The 15,904-nt window shown below is 60.4% G+C and carries 4 protein-coding genes and 1 pseudogene; all 5 read left to right on the top strand.

Features of this window, described 5'->3' with window-relative positions; genetic code table 11:
- Positions 1-11: 11 nt before the first annotated feature.
- The gene (locus ACHH0Z_RS17635; protein ID WP_021242706.1) at positions 12-965 is read left to right on the top strand and encodes a GlxA family transcriptional regulator; all 954 of its coding nucleotides are present in this window, start codon (positions 12-14) and stop codon (positions 963-965) included.
- A 182-nt stretch (positions 966-1,147) separates the two neighbouring features.
- Positions 1,148-2,845: a ShlB/FhaC/HecB family hemolysin secretion/activation protein gene (locus ACHH0Z_RS17630; protein ID WP_239519685.1), complete on the top strand. Its 1,698-nt coding sequence runs from the start codon at positions 1,148-1,150 to the stop codon at positions 2,843-2,845.
- Positions 2,846-2,859: 14 nt separating this feature from the next.
- A pseudogene (locus tag ACHH0Z_RS17625) lies at positions 2,860-3,669 on the top strand (filamentous hemagglutinin N-terminal domain-containing protein); the annotation flags it as partial.
- 678 nt (positions 3,670-4,347) lie between these two features.
- Positions 4,348-15,489 carry a hemagglutinin repeat-containing protein gene (locus ACHH0Z_RS17620; RefSeq protein ID WP_395149557.1) on the top strand — a complete coding sequence of 3,714 codons (11,142 nt, stop codon included), beginning with the start codon at positions 4,348-4,350 and terminating at the stop codon, positions 15,487-15,489.
- On the top strand, positions 15,479-15,880 hold the full coding sequence (locus ACHH0Z_RS17615) for a DUF6911 family protein (protein WP_021242709.1): 402 nt from the start codon (positions 15,479-15,481) through the stop codon (positions 15,878-15,880). The genes ACHH0Z_RS17620 and ACHH0Z_RS17615 overlap by 11 nt, the downstream gene beginning before the upstream one ends.
- Positions 15,881-15,904: the final 24 nt, after the last annotated feature.

Here is a 15,904-nt window from a genome sequence, read left to right as displayed (position 1 = left end):
AGGAGAGACAAATGTCGCTAGTCAACGTCGCGATTGTCGCAGTAGACGGGTTCAGCCCGTTCCACTACTCCGTTCCCTGCATTCTGTTTGGCGACTCGGTCTCCGGAGAAAAGCGCTTTAACGTGGCGATCTGCGCCGAAACGCCAGGGTTCCTCACCTCAAAAGACGGATTTGCCCTCAACGCCACGCAGGATTTTACCGCCATTGGGCAGGCCGATATTGTTGTCGTTCCCTACTGGCAGCACGTTCTTGAACGCCCGCCCCAGACGCTGCTCGACAGCCTGGTACAGGCGAGAGACCGCGGCGCAGAAATCGTCGGGCTGTGTCTGGGGTCGTTTGTGCTGGCCTGGGCGGGGATCCTCGACGGCAAACGTGCGGCCACCCACTGGGAGTTCGAACGTCAGTTTCAGTCGCTCTTCCCGAACGTTCGGCTGGATATTAATGCCCTTTACGTGGATGACGGCAATATCATCACCTCCGCCGGGACTGCCGCAGCCCTCGACTGCTGCCTGTATATCATTCGTCAGCGCTTTGGCAGCGTGGTTGCTAACCAGATTGCCCGCCGGATGATTGTTCCGCCCCACCGCGAGGGCGGGCAGGCGCAGTTCATCGCCCAGCCGGTGCCTAAAGATACCCGCGATGGACGCATTAACTGCCTGATCGACTACCTGCAGCAGCACATCACCGAACAACATAGTCTGGACTCGCTGGCTGAGGTGGTCTCGATGAGCCGCCGCACCCTGACCCGTCACTTTGTTAACGCTACAGGGATGAGCGTCGCCGACTGGCTGACCGCCGAACGCCTGCGGCGCAGCCAGATTTTGCTGGAAGCCGGAAATATGCCGATTGAACGCGTGGCTGAGCTGGTGGGATTTAATTCCGCCGTCACCTGGCGACAGCAGTTTAAGGCGCGTTTTGGGGTGAGTCCGGCGGAGTGGCGAAAGACGTTTCGGCTTCATGCCTAGTGTATTACGGCTAACTCAAGATTTAAGGGTGAGTTAAATCCTTTCTTATTTTCTCTTAATATCCTTCTCACTCTTCTGAAAGAACTATTAATTTTAGGTGCCCTAATTCAAATTAGATATACTCGCTTTAAGAAAACTCTTATATTACAAAAATAATCATTGCGGACATTTTTGTGGCATGGATGAATAGCGCCGAAATAAAAATTAGAATAATTTCATTAGTAAATTATGCCGTTGCTATCTTATTGTTTTCGCTTTTTTCAGCGAGGGTGAGTGCTGCACCTTTATCGCCAGCCGATCGCGATTCCATTCAACAGCAACAGCAGCAGCTTTTATTACAGAACCAGCAACAGCGTGAGGAGCTGGAGCGGAGTATTCCTCGCCCCGCGCCCGCCAGACCGCTGCCGGTTACCGGCTCCGGACCCTGTTTCACCATTCATACCATTACCCTTTCCGGTGCGACCTTAATCTCCCCGAAAACCCGGCAGACCCTTGTCGCGCCGTGGCAGGGCCGCTGTCTGGATATGGCGAAAATAACGGAACTTCTCGCCCATATTTCTGACTGGTATATCAGCCGGGGATATATCACCAGCCGCGCTTTTCTTACCGAGCAGGATCTCTCCGGCGGTCAGCTGAATATTGTTGTGCTGGAAGGCAGACTGGAAGCGATCCGTCTGGAAGGCGAAACGCCGCGTATGCTGAAAATGGCGTTTCCGGGACGGGTGGGCGGCATCCTTAATTTACGCGACATCGAACAGGGCATGGAGCAAATTAACCGTTTGCGTACCGAGCCGGTTCAGATTGAAATTCTTCCGGGAACGCAGGCCGGATATTCCATTGTTAATCTTACGGCAAAGCCGGAATTTCCCTTAAGTGCATCGGTAAGCCTGGATAATAGCGGGCAGAAGAGTACCGGCGAAGATCAGCTGAGCGGCGTGCTCACCGCGAATAATATGCTGGGGCTGGCGGATAAATGGTTTGTCAGCGGCGGGCGCAGCAGCGATTTTGCCAGCGCGTACGATGCGCAGAATTTCCAGGCGGGCGTCAGCGTGCCGTTTGGCTACGGATTACTGGACTACAGCTACGCCTGGAGTAACTACCGGACCACCATCAGTAACCAGGGATTCAACTGGCTCTCCACGGGCGATACCAAAACCCACCGCGTTAACGCGTCCTGGGTGGTCTTCCGCAACGGGGAGGTGAAAACCGGCATTGCGGCAGGCGTGGTTCAGCGATCCAGCCGCAACTGGCTCAACGACGCGCCGCTTCAGAGCAGCACGCGCAACCTCTCCAGCCTGATTCTGGGCATTACGCACACGCAAAAAATGCTGGGCGGCGTGGCGACCTTCAACCCGACCTGGAGCCACGGCATGCCGTGGTTCAATGCCGAAACCGACGAAGATAAGTCCGGGGATATGCCGCGCGCGGAATTCCGTAAATGGAGCCTGAACGCCAGCTTCCAGCGTCCAGTCGCCCGTAACGCCTGGTGGCTGACCAGCGCCTACGGCCAGTGGTCGCCCGACCGGCTGTACGGCTCCGAGCGCCTGACGCTCGGCGGCGAAAGCTCCGTACGCGGTTTTAAAGAGCAGTATCTGTCCGGGGACAACGGCGGCTACTGGCGCAACGAGCTGGGGTATTCCCTCTTCACCCTTCCGGTGATTGGCGCGGTGAGCGCAACGGTCGCCGTTGACGGCGGCTGGCTGGAAAAAGACCGTCAGGACCGCTTTGCCTCCGGCACGTTATGGGGAGGCTCGGTGGGGCTGAGCAGCGCAGGGCGCGGGTACAGCAGCCAGATTTCGGTCGGTACGCCCCTGCACTACCCCGACTGGCTCGGCCCGGATCATGTGAGCGTTAACTGGCGCATTGCCTTCATGCTTTAAGAGACTCTACGACTATGGATACCCGTCACCCACCCGTTCGTTTCTCGCAGCGTCTGATCAGCTGGATTGTCTGCGGCCTGATGGTCTGGCAGCCGATGGCACCTGCCGTCGCGGCGGCGCTTACGCCGACCGGGCAGACCACGGTCGATCGGGCGGGGAACGGGGTGCCGGTCGTCAACATCGCCACGCCCAACGGGGCGGGTATCTCGCATAACCAGTTCGGTGAGTATAACGTCGGCAAAGAGGGGCTTATCCTCAACAACGGCACGGACCGTTTAACCCGGACCCAGCTGGGCGGGCTTATCCAGAACAACCCCAACCTGCAGGCCGGGCGGGAAGCGAAAGGCATTATCAACGAAGTCACGGGGGCCAGCCGCTCGCAGCTGCAGGGCTATACGGAAGTCGCCGGTAAAGCAGCAAACGTCATGGTGGCCAACCCGTACGGCATTACCTGTAACGGGTGCGGATTTATCAACACCCCGAACGTCACCCTGACCACGGGGAAACCGCAGTTCGACGCCAGCGGTAACCTGCAGGCGCTTGAGGTGACGAAAGGCGCCATCACGGTTGAAGGCCAGGGGCTGGATGCCAGCAAGAGTGACGCGCTGTCGATTATTGCGCGCGCGACGGAAGTGAACGCCGCGATACATGCGAACGACCTGACGGTAACGGCAGGGGCGAACCGCGTGGGCGCAGACGGCAGCGTCAGGCCGATTGCCGGTGAGGGCGCCGCGCCCGTGGTGGCCGTGGATACCGGCGCGCTCGGCGGGATGTATGCCAACCGTATCCGCCTGGTCTCCAGCGAGACGGGCGTGGGGGTGAACCTCGGCAACCTTACCGCGCGCCAGGGCGATATTCAGCTGGACGCGGGCGGGAAACTGACGGTCACGAACAGCCTGGCCAGCGGATCGATTACCGCGAACGGCGCGGGAGTGGCCCTCAACGGCAGCCATCAGTCCGGTGGCGCGCTGAATGTGGCCAGCTCGCAGGATGTGGAACTCAATAACAGCACGCTCGCCAGCCAGGGCGATATGCGCCTTTCCGCTGCGGGGAAAGTGCAGACGACGGGCGGCGGGACAAACAGCGCGGGCGCGCTTGCGGTGAGCAGCGGGCAGGGGATGACGCTCAGCAATACCTCCCTGGTCTCCCGCGGCGCGGCGACGCTGGACAGTAAAGATACCCTGACCGTCAACGGCGGCGGCGTGTCGGCACAGGGCGGGGCGCTAACCGTCGCGAGCAAACAGGGAATGGCGCTTGCGGATGCGACGCTGACGGGTCAGGCCGACACCACGCTGTCCACCGACGGCAGCCTGACGCAGCGCGGCGGTAGCGTCACCAGCAAAGGCGCGCTCAGCGTGGCGGCCGGGAAAGATATCACGCTGACGAATACCCGCAGCGGTAGCGATACCCGCGCGACCCTCAGCAGCGGCGGCACGCTGTCATCCACGGCCAGTGCGGTCTCGGCAGGAGAGAATCTGGCCCTGAGCGGCGGACAGCTGGTGATGGACGGCCAGAGCCGGGCCGATGCCACGGGCGATGTCCGCCTGACGGGCAGCGCCATCAGTAATCAGGGGCAGGTGAATGCGGGGCGCGACATTGCCCTCTCCGGCGACAGGGTGTCCAGCAGCGGCCAGCTGGCGGCGAAAGGCCACCTTGACGTGAACGCGGGAGAGCTGACAAACGGCGGCACGGTGCAGGGTAACGACGTCACCCTGAAGGGGCAGACGGTCACTAACAGCGGTACCCTGCAGAGCGCAGGCAACCTGGCGCTGAGCGTTGATACCCTGGAGCAGCGGGGCACGCTGAGCGCGAAGGGCAATGCGAACGTCACGGCGCAGCAGGCCCTGCGTAACAGCGGCAGCCTGCTGGCTGACGGGGCGATGAGCGTGACGGCAGACGTGCTGGAACAGAATGGCACCCTGTCCGGCGCGACGGCGCTGACGGCGCAGACCGGCACCCTGACCAGCGGTCAGGCATCCCGCACCACCAGCCAGGGCAATGTACAGATTTCCGCGACCCGCAGCGCCAGCCTGAACGGGCAGACGGACGCGGCGGGGGCCTTAACCGTCAGCACCGGCGACCTGACCACCGGCCGGGATGCGCATCTGCAGAGCGGGCAGGGGCTTACCCTGCAGGCGCAGAATGCCGCGCTGAACGGCACGCAGGCGGCGAAGGGTGCTCTGTCGGTGACGGCGGGCACGATTGCGCACGCCGGGAAATCCACCGGTAACGCGCTGAGTTTTAACGCAACCGGCGACCTGACCAGCGGCGGAGAGCTTACCGCCAGCGCCATCGCGCTCAGCGGACAGAACATCCTCCAGTCCGGCGTCGCAAAAGCGGATCGCATGACCCTGACGGCTCCTGACCGCATCACCAGCAGCGGTACGCTGGTTGCCGGTACGCTGGCGCTGGACGCTGCCTCGGTGGAGAACAGCGGGTTGCTGCAGGGGACCACCCTGCTCGGCCTGAAGACCGGGTCACTCACAAACCTCGCGGGCGGATCGGTCTACAGCACGCAGGATTTAACGCTGAACCTTCCGGTGCTGTCTAACAGCGGGCTTATCACCACTGACGGCACATTGCGCCTCCGGGGCGACACGCTGACAAACCAGGGAGAAATCAACGGCGTCAGCCTGAGCAGCGACTACCTCAGCCTGACCAACACCGATACCGGACGCCTGCTGGCGGACGACCGGCTCACCCTGAACGGCACTGCGTTTGCTAACGCGGGCAATATTGCGGCCAGCGACCTGCACATCACGGCGGACAGCCTGCAAAACCAGGGCACCGTCGAGGGGGACTCGGCGCTGACGCTCGGCGTGGCAGACCTCACTAACCGTGGCGCGCTGCGCAGCAGCGGAACGCTGACGCTCGGTGGCGACACGCTGGCCAACAGCGGCGAGCTCAGCGCCACCGCGCTGCTGCTGAACCTGACCCGACAGGCCAGCAACGATGCCGACGGGCGGGTGATTGCCCGGAACGGCCTGACGCTGACCACCGCCAGCCTGACGAACAGCGGGCTGATGGCCGGCACCGACGCGCAGTTTAACAGCGCGTCGGTGACCAACGGCGGCACGCTGCAGGGGACACACTCCCTCACGGCGACCGGGACACAGCTCAGCAACCAGCAGGCGGGCATGCTGCTCTCCGGCGGCGCGCTCGACCTGCACCACACCACCCTGAACAACGCCGGGCTGCTGCAGGGCAACACCCTGAACCTCGCGACCGGTGAGTGGATGAACACCGGCAACGCGCTGGGGGAAGCGGGCGTGACGGCTGCGGTGGCCGGCACGCTGACCAACAGCGGCAAGGTGCTCAGCCAGCTGGCGCTGGACGTCCAGGCCGACAGGACCGATAACCGGGGCCAGCTGCTGGCAAAAGTGCTGACCCTGCGGGGCGACCTGCAGAACAGCGGCCTGCTTCAGGGCAGCAGCACGCTGGCCTGGTCCGGGAACACCTTCACGAACCAGCCTCAGGGGCAGGTGACGGGCGGCGAGACCCTGACGCTCAGCGGACAAACCCTCAGCAACGCGGGCAGCCTTCAGGGGCGCAGCGCGACGCTTGACGCCGGGAGCCTGAATAACCAGGGCAGCGTTCAGACGCTGGATGCCCTGACCCTTTCCGCGACCGGCAGGCTGGATAACACGGGCGCCCTGCTCAGCCAAAATCTGTTCACGCTGACGGCGGCGCAGCTGTTTAACGACGGCCAGCTGGCCGGGAAAGCCCTCACGGTGAAGGCTGCGCAGCTGAACAACACCGGGATCCTTCAGGGTAACGACACGCTGGCGCTGACCACCCGTGCGCTGAGCAACGGCGCCACCGGGCAGCTGGTGAGCGGCAGTCCTCTGAACGTATCCCTCGACACGCTCGATAACGCCGGCCTGCTGCTGGTGAAGGGCGGATTCACCCTGCGGGGCAGCGACCTGACGAACCGGGGCGATATTCAGGCGCAGAGCCTGGATTTGGGCCTGAGCAATGCCCTGACCAACACGGGGAACATCATTGCCACCGACGATGCCGCGCTTAACGCGACGACGCTGACCAGCAGCGGCACGGTGGCGGGCAAAACGCTGACAGCAGGCGGTACTGAGCTGCGCAACAGCGGCCTGATGCAGGGCAGCAACGCGGTTAACGCCACCGCCGACCGCTTTATCAACGAGCTGAACGGTAAATGGCTCTCCGGCGGCGGCTTCACGCTGGCGGGCGGACAGCTGACCAACGCCGGTACGCTGCAGGGCGCCACGCTGGGCATGACCGGCACCACCCTCACCAACAGCGGCACGGTGAACGGGCAGACGGGACTCAGCGGCACGCTCAGCGGAGCGTTAACCAATACCGGGCTGCTGCAGAGCGGCGGCGCGACCGCCTTCACCGCGGACACCCTGGCGAACCCGGGGCGCATCACGGGCGGTACGCTGTCCCTCACCGCCCGCGATATGAACAACGGCGGGCTGATGCAGGGAACGAACGGCCTGGCGCTCACCGGCACCACGCTGACCACGGGCGCGACCTCGCGCACCCTCTCCGGCGGCATGCTGACGCTGGATGCAGGCCAGCTGACCACGCAGGGCACGCTGCAGGGGAACGGTGCAGACATCAGCGCCAGCGACTGGGCGCACGGCGGGTCTCTGCTCAGCCAGGGAACGCTGACGGCCACGACCGGCGGCACGCTGACCTCAACCGGCTCGCTGATGAGCCAGGGCCGGGCGGATATCACCGCACAGACGCTGGATAACCGCGGGCAGCTCCTCAGCGAGGGCGATGTGACGCTCGGCGGCAGCACGCTTAAAAACAGCGGCACCGTGCAGGGGAACACCCTCGCGCTGCATCAGAACAGCATTAACAACCAGGGCACCTTAACCGGTCTGCAGAGCCTGACCGTTCAGGGGCAGCAGCGGCTGATGGCGCGCATGGCGATGGCCGCGCCGCAGCAGGAGCTGATTAACGGCGCAGGCGGTAAGCTTCTCACCCAGGGTACTCTGACGATTGCGTCCGGCGCGGTGACCAACGCCGGCAGCTGGCAGGCACAGAATATTCTGCTTAACGCCCGGTCGCTCACCAACAGCGGCGCGGTGCAGAGCGCCGGTGCGTTGCAGATGACGCTGGCCGATACGCTCACCGGAGCCGCAGGCAGCAGGATCACCGCGCTGGGGGCGGCAACGCTGCAGGCCGCGACGCTGGCGAACCAGGGCCAGTGGGCGGCGAAAAACCTGACGCTGACAGGCGGCACGCTCAGCAACAGCGGCGCCATCAGCGGCGTGAATGGCCTGACCCTCAGCCAGACCGGCGCGGTCAGCCAGCAGTCTGGCGGCACCCTGCTGTCCGGCGGGGCGCTGAACGTCACGGCGGCCTCCGTCACCAGCGACGGCAAAATGCAGGGGGGCACGCTCGGCATCACCACCGGGGCGCTCACCAACAACGGACGTCTGCAGGGCGATAACGGCGCGACGCTGGCCCTCAGCGGGACGCTGACCAACAACAGCGGAGGCGAAATCGTCAGCCGCGATGCGCTGACGCTGACCACGCCCGCGCTGTTTAACTACGGCCTGATCCAGGGCGGCGGCGAGACGCGCGTGACCGCCTCCTCGCAGGCGCGTAACGACGGCAGGCTGCTCTCCGGCGCGCGCCTGACGCTCGGCACGCCGCAGTTCACCGGCACCGGCTGGCTGCAGGCCACCGACCTGATCCTCAATGCGGCAAACGCCACCAACGGCGGCACGTGGATGGCCGATCGCGCCACCCTGACCGGCACCACCTTCGCCAGCCAGGGCACCACCCAGGCGGGACAGCTGACGGTTAACTACGGCCAGCTGAACAACAGCGGCACGCTGCTCGGCAATGCGCAGCTGAACATTAATGCCGACCAGGTAACCCAGAGCGCGGGCGGCAAGCTGCTGAGCGGCGGCAACCTGTGGCTGCAGAGCCGGGGGCTGGACCTGACCGGCCAGCTGGTGTCCCTGGGGGACTTAACGCTGCAGCTGACGAACGCGTTTACCAGCAGAACCGCCGTGGCGGCAGGCAGAACCCTCACCATCAACAGCGGCGGCGACATCGATAACCGCAGCGTGCTGCAGGGGCAGGCGGTCAACCTGAACGCGGGCGGGCAGCTCAGCAACAACGGACAAATCACCACCGGCGGCGGCGCGAGTACGCTCTCCGGCAGCAGCGTGGCGCTGAACGGCGCGGGCTCGGTGCAGGGCGGAGGTGACATCACCGTGGCCAGCCGGAGCAATATTACCGTGGACGGCTTCACCGGCACGCGCGGCTCGCTGACACTGAGCGCGCCGGGCGCCATCGTCAACACCGCGCTGTTGTACGCGGCGAATAATCTGGCGCTGTTTGCCGACAGCATCATCAACCAGCGCGGCGACATCATGGCGGGGAACAACCTGTGGATGCAGCGGGATGCGGCGGAAAATGCGAACAGCCAGGTGGTGAACACGTCGGGGAATATTGAGACGCAGAATGGTGATATTACGGTTAAGACTGCCAACCTGTTAAATCGCAGGGATGGTTTAACTGCTTCGACGACAACAAAAAATGTGGCCTCTACAGCGGAACCAAAGATTGTCGTTAATATTGATGATATGCCTGAAGGTAGCGTAGGTGTCTATTACGACTACCGGTATGTCCATGGCGGAGGGGGGTGTGCTGAGGGACCCTGTGAATCTTATTATACATTTTATTATGCGCCATTTGAGGATTATCTCTCCCGAAAAATTATACTTTCTGAGTCGGTAACAAGCGTAACCAGTCAAGGTGGAGCGGGGCGAATTGTCTCTGGACGCGATATAACCATAAGTGCTGGCTCATTAAATAATGAAGCCAGTAATATTCTTGCTAATCGGGATATCAATCTTTCCGGAGGAAGTTTAAATAACCAATCATGGCAGGATGGGGCAAGTACAGAATATTTAATTTATACCTTTAAGGGAAAGGTGGCTACCGACCCTGTTAGTTATATGGATCACCCATCCGGCGGTGGTGGCGTCGACGTATACGTCACTCGTCCCAGTAATAATGACCTGACTTTTACATTGACAGGCCATAATACTGAATCGCAAGCTGGTGCAATCTACCGCGCCGTCATCCAGGCGGGCGGCAACGTTACCGCAAACTTCACCAGCAACATCAGCAACACTAATACCACCGCCAATGCTGGTGGCGTCAGCAACGTCATCTCCACGCCGTCGCTGAACACCCTCAGCAACCAGAGCGTCGGCAGCGGCGTGCAAAAACAGGGGCTGAACACGACCGGCACCGTGGCGGTGAACTCGCCGCAGTGGAACGATCAGCTCCAGGGTGCGCTACAGCAGCTTAACGGCGGCGGCGCGCTGGAAAACGGCGGCGCGTCCGGCACGCCTCTCAGCAACATTGGCACCACGCAGAAAGGCAACGCGAACCTCGGCCAACTGGGTGCGCTGGCGAACGCCGGGGTCACCACGGCCGATCTCAGAACCGCTCAGGGCGGCGCCGTCGGGCATTATCAGGGCCAGCGCGTCGATACCAGCGCTTACCCACTTCCGTCGTGCAACAACGGCTATTTCGTCTTCTCCGATAACCCGAAAAGCCCGTACCTGATCGGCATCAACCCGAAACTGAACGGTCTCGGACAGCTCGATCCCGCCCTGTTTGCCGACCTGAACGCAATGCTCGGGGTCAAACCGTCGTCCACGGCGCCGCAGGAGACGCGGCTGGCGTTTACCGACGAGAAGCAGTTCCTCGGCTCGTCTTACATGCTCGGCCGCCTCAACCTGAACCCGGATTACGACTACCGCTTCCTCGGTGATGCGGCGTTCGATACCCGCTATGTCTCCAACGTGGTGCTCAACCAGACCGGTAACCGCTACCTGAACGGCATCGGTTCCGATCTGGATCAGATGCGCTATCTGATGGACAACGCCGCGGCGGCGCAGCAGTCGCTGGGCCTGCAGTTTGGCGTCTCGCTGACCGTCGATCAGATTGCCGCGCTCGACCACAGCCTGCTGTGGTGGGAGAAAGCCACCGTCAACGGCGAAACCGTGATGGTGCCGAAACTCTACCTGTCGCCGAAGGACGTCACCGTCAATAACGGTAGCGTGATCGCGGGTAACAACGTCACCCTGAAGGGCGGCGACATCACCAACAGCGGTAGCTCGCTGCTGGCGAAAAACAGCCTGACGCTCGATAGCCAGAACAGCATCAGCAACCTCAACAACGGCCTGATGAAAGCGGGCGGCGACCTGAACCTGAGCGCCATCGGCGATATCAATAACATCAGCTCCACCATCAGCGGCAAAACGGTCGCGCTGGAGAGCCTGGACGGCAGCATCAACAACCTGACCCAGGTTGAGCAGATTGATATCAACGCCGGAGGGAAGTACGGCAAGATCGGCCTGAAAGACACCCTGCTGGGCAACACGGCGTCGATTACCGCGCAGGATGGCCTGTCGCTTGAGGCGGGGAAAAACATCACCGTTACCGGGGCGAACCTGGCCTCCGGCGGCGATATGCTGCTGAACGCGTGGGGCGATATTGCCGTCAACGCGAATCAGATCAACGACGCATTCAGCTCCAGCCGGGCGAAAACCAGCCGTTCGTCCGTCACGTATCAGGGCAGTAACGTCACCGCGGGCGGCAATCTGCTGGTGAACGCCGGGCACAACCTTGACGTGACCGCCAGCGACGTGAAGGCGGGCGGCAGCGCGGGGCTGAGCGCGGGCAACGATCTCAATCTGAACGCGGCACAGACCAGCGAAAGCAGCCGTAAAGGGAAAAGCGAGTCCCACAGCACCGGGCTCGACCGCACCACGATTTCCGCAGGCGATAACCTGGTCCTGAAGGCCGGACAGGATATCAACGCTCAGGCCGCCGCGCTGGCGGCGGAGAAAAGCGTCGGGCTGCAGGCGGGTCGCGACGTGAATCTGGCTGCGGAAGAGACCACGCAGGGCGATAGCTATAGGTCAGGCAAGAAAACCGTCATCAACGAATCGGTACGCCAGCAGGGAACCGAGATCGCCAGCGGGGCGAATACCCAGATCCTCGCCGGACGCGATGTCACCACCGAAGCCGCGCAGGTGACGGCGAAGGGCGATATCGGCGTGGCGGCGGGCCGTGACGTCAATCTCAATACCGCAACCGAGAGCGATTATCACTACAAAGAGCAGACCAAAACCAAAAAAGGGTTCCTGAGCAAGAAAACCACCCACACCATCGAGGAGAACAGCGCGACGCGTGAATCCGGCTCTTTGCTGAGCGGCGATAACGTGCAGGTGGTGGCGGGCAATAACCTGCTGGTGAACGGTTCCGCCGTGGCGGGCGACGGCGACGTGAAGCTTAAGGCGGGCAACAACGTCGATATCGTGGCAGCGACGAACAGCGATACCTCCTGGCGCTTTAAGGAAGAGAAAAAATCCGGCCTGATGGGCTCGGGCGGGATTGGTTTCACCATCGGCAGCAGCAAAAGCACGCACGATCTTCGTGAGAAAGGCACCACCCAGAGTCAGAGCTTCAGTACGGTGGGCTCGACGGGGGGTAACGTCGCGATTTCTGCCGGAAACCAGGCCCATATCGGCGGCGCGGATCTTATCGCCGGGAAAGATTTAAGCCTCAGCGGCGACAGCGTCATCATCGAGCCGGGGCACGACAAGCGCACCCGGGATGAAACCTTCGAGCAGAAGAAAAGCGGGCTCACCGTGGCGCTCTCCGGCACCGTCGGTAGCGCTATTAACAATGCCGTGAGCGCGGCGCAGGAGACCAAAGAGCAAAGTGATGGCCGTCTGAAAGCCCTTCAGGCCACCAAAACGGTGCTGTCCGGCGTGCAGGCCGGGCAGGCAGCGGATATGGCGGCAACCACCGGTGACCCGAACGCAATGGGTGTGAGCCTCTCGCTGACGACCCAGAAGTCGAAATCACAGCAGCATGCTGAGAGTGATGCGGTGGCAGGCAGCACGCTGAACGCAGGCAACAATCTTGCCATCACCGCGAACGGTAAAAACAAAGGCGCGAACAGCGGCGACATCGTGATTGCGGGCAGCCAGCTGAAAGCCGGGGGCGACACCACGCTGGATGCACAGAACGACATTCTGCTGTCCGGCGCGGCGAATACCCAAAGAACCAGCGGCAAGAACAGCAGCAGCGGTGGCGGCATTGGCGTGAGCATCGGTGCCGGCGGCAACGGTGCGGGTATCAGCGTGTTTGCCAACGTCAACGCCGCGCATGGCAAGGATAAAGGCAACGGTACCGACTGGACCGAAACCACCATCGACAGCGGCAAAAACGTCATCCTAAAAAGCGGGCACGACACCGTGCTTGATGGCGCTCAGGTTAACGGCAATAAAATCGTGGCAGATGTTGGTCACGACCTGCTGATGCGCAGCCAGCAGAACAACAGCGACTACGACAGCAAGCAGACCAGCGTTGCGGCGGGTGGCAGCTTCACCTTCGGCACTATGTCCGGTTCAGGCTATATCAACGCCAGCCAGGACAAGATGAAGAGCCGCTTTGATTCGGTGGCCGAACAAACCGGGCTGTATGCCGGGGACGGCGGCTTCGATATCACCGTGGGGCATCATACCCAGCTTGATGGAGCGGTTATCGCCTCTACCGCCACGCCGGACAAAAACAGCCTCGATACCGGGACGCTGGGCTTCAGCGATATCCACAACGAAGCGGACTTTAAAACCTCGCACTCCGGTATCAGCCTGAGCGGCGGCGGCAGCTTCGGGGATAAATTCCAGGGTAACCTGCCGGGCGGCATGATCTCCGCTGCGGGTAATAAAGGCCATAAGGAAGGCACCACGCATGCCGCCGTGGCAGAGGGCTCCCTCACTATCCGCGACAAAGCAAACCAGAAGCAGGACGTGGCCGATCTGAGCCGCGACACCGAACATGCCAACGACAGCATCAGCCCAATCTTCGACAAGGAGAAAGAGCAGAACCGCCTGAACGCAGTTGGGATGATCAGCGACATTGGTAGCCAGGTGGCGGATATTGCCAGGACGCAGGGTGATCTTAACGGGCTGAAGGCGGCCCAGAAAGAAACCGGCGCAACACTCCCCGCAAATGCGACAGAAAAAGAGCGCCAGAACTATCTTGCGAAACTGCGTGATACCCAGGCATACAAAAACGTGATGGTGACCTACGGAACCGGCAGCGCCATGCAGCGCGGCATCCAGGCGGCTACGGCAGCGCTGCAGGGACTGGCGGGCGGCAATATCGGAGGGGCGCTGGCGGGCGCGTCAGCACCGGAGCTGGCGAACATCATCGGCCATCATGCAGGCATTGATGACGATACGGCGGCAAAAGCGATTGCCCATGCCATCCTCGGCGGCGTAACCGCAGCCCTTCAGGGCAACAGTGCCGCAGCGGGTGCTGTGGGGGCCGCATCCGGCGAACTGATTGCGACAGCGATTGCCAAACAGTTCTATCCCGATACTGACCCGTCGAAGCTGACGGAAGAGCAGAAGCAGACCGTGAGTACGCTGGCATCTGTTTCAGCGGGCATAGCTGGCGGGATTGCCGGGGGAAATACGGCTGGTGCGGCGGCTGGAGCCAGTGCAGGAAAGAATACTGTGGAGAATAACTTCCTTAGCGCTTCAAAAAATGATGCACTTAATAAAGCGCTTGAAGATCAAAAAAATGGTAAGAACCTTCTTCAGGCATCACAGGATATTGTTCGTCTGACCAATGAGGACAAAGCCAATAATGGGCTTCTGAATAAATACCAGAATGGTCAGCTGAATGATGCAGAAAAGCAAGAACTTGCCGGGTTACTTAATCAGTATGGCTATGAACTCCAGACTGTTTACGGTTACTCAGAGCAGCAAGCGGCACAAGCGATACAGTCCCTGGCGAAGGGCGGAGCTTTTGTGGCATCGGCAGCTGATGCCAAAGCCTATAATGAGGCGCTGAGCTATCTGAAAATGCACGGTGTTCAGTCAGGTCAAGCCGCAGTGGGTACAGATGCTTTGATGGTCCTTCCTGGAGCCCCTGGTACTCTGGTGCGTGGAGTTGTGGCTGCGGGAGGTGCATACCAGACAGGTACGGGGATAGGTCAGATTGCTGATGGTAACTATAGTAACGGAGCTCTGAATGTTGGTCTCGGAACGGCTGCTATATTTGGTGGCGCAGCAGGGAACAGCGTTATCACCAAAACTGAAACAGGTATTGTTTCTCCAAATAAAGGTGCTGGCTGGACAGAGAATTCTCAGTCTATTGATAAAAATGCCCATTCTTCTATTCCCAAAGTTACTGCTGAATTGACAGATCCTCAGACAGGAAAAGTCTTCACGGATACGAATCAGGGGAACAGAGCTGATTTCTTCTTGGGGGATGCCAGCAAGCCAACGCTTATCAATGATGTAGTGCAGGCAAAAGTAATTAACCAACCGGATAAAAATTTCCCAAATGGAAATATGGCTACCGCTCATGCAGAAGTTGGTACTATCCAACAAGCCTACGAGCAGGGTATGACAACGGGTCGTAGCATGGAAATGAAAGTATCTGGTAAGCCAGTTTGCGGTTACTGTCTCAGCGATATAAAAAGTATGGCTGAAAAATCTGGCTTGAAATCGCTTACTATTTTTGAAGAGAAAAGCGGAGATACTTTGTATTGGGAAAAAGGGATGAAAAAATTCACCAGGAACGAAACTTATGAAAGATGAGTTTGAAGTCGATTTCTATCTGTACACCAGAAACTCTTTTTCACGGGTTCGTGCCCCCAAGTGGAATGATGTAGAAGAATTCCTGATGAAATTGAGGGGGAATACTGGCGGTGTAAGACTCCGCATTGTCCCCGAACCTGATATTGGGCCGATGAATTTAGCAGTATCTACAGATGATGGCTTCTATCTCTTGACGTTACTAGAGTGCTCGGAATCTGATTTAACGGTTCGTTCCTATTGGGATAAATCGAAATCTGGTATGGAGAAAAAAATACAGATTTATGGGGATTACTGGCCTGAACGACAACTGACAAAAGATTTTGATCTTGTTGTCAGGGTCTTTAAAGAGTTCTTCGATATTGGCAACGTATCAACGAAACTTCTTAATTGATGTATAAATCCCAGACTACAGCAT

The sequence above is a fragment of the Enterobacter cloacae complex sp. 2024EL-00227 genome, from assembly GCF_043945315.1.
GTDB lineage: Bacteria > Pseudomonadota > Gammaproteobacteria > Enterobacterales > Enterobacteriaceae > Enterobacter > Enterobacter roggenkampii.
This window is presented reverse-complemented; position numbering and strand designations above follow the sequence as displayed.

Bases quoted from the DNA above. Each gene is read 5' to 3' on its own strand.
- ACHH0Z_RS17615 (WP_021242709.1), top strand. From the start codon at position 15,479: ATGAAAGATGAGTTTGAAGTCGATTTCTATCTGTACACCAGAAACTCT.
- ACHH0Z_RS17635 (WP_021242706.1), top strand. From the start codon at position 12: ATGTCGCTAGTCAACGTCGCGATTGTCGCAGTAGACGGGTTCAGCCCG.
- ACHH0Z_RS17630 (WP_239519685.1), top strand. From the start codon at position 1,148: ATGAATAGCGCCGAAATAAAAATTAGAATAATTTCATTAGTAAATTAT.
- ACHH0Z_RS17620 (WP_395149557.1), top strand. From the start codon at position 4,348: ATGGACGGCCAGAGCCGGGCCGATGCCACGGGCGATGTCCGCCTGACG.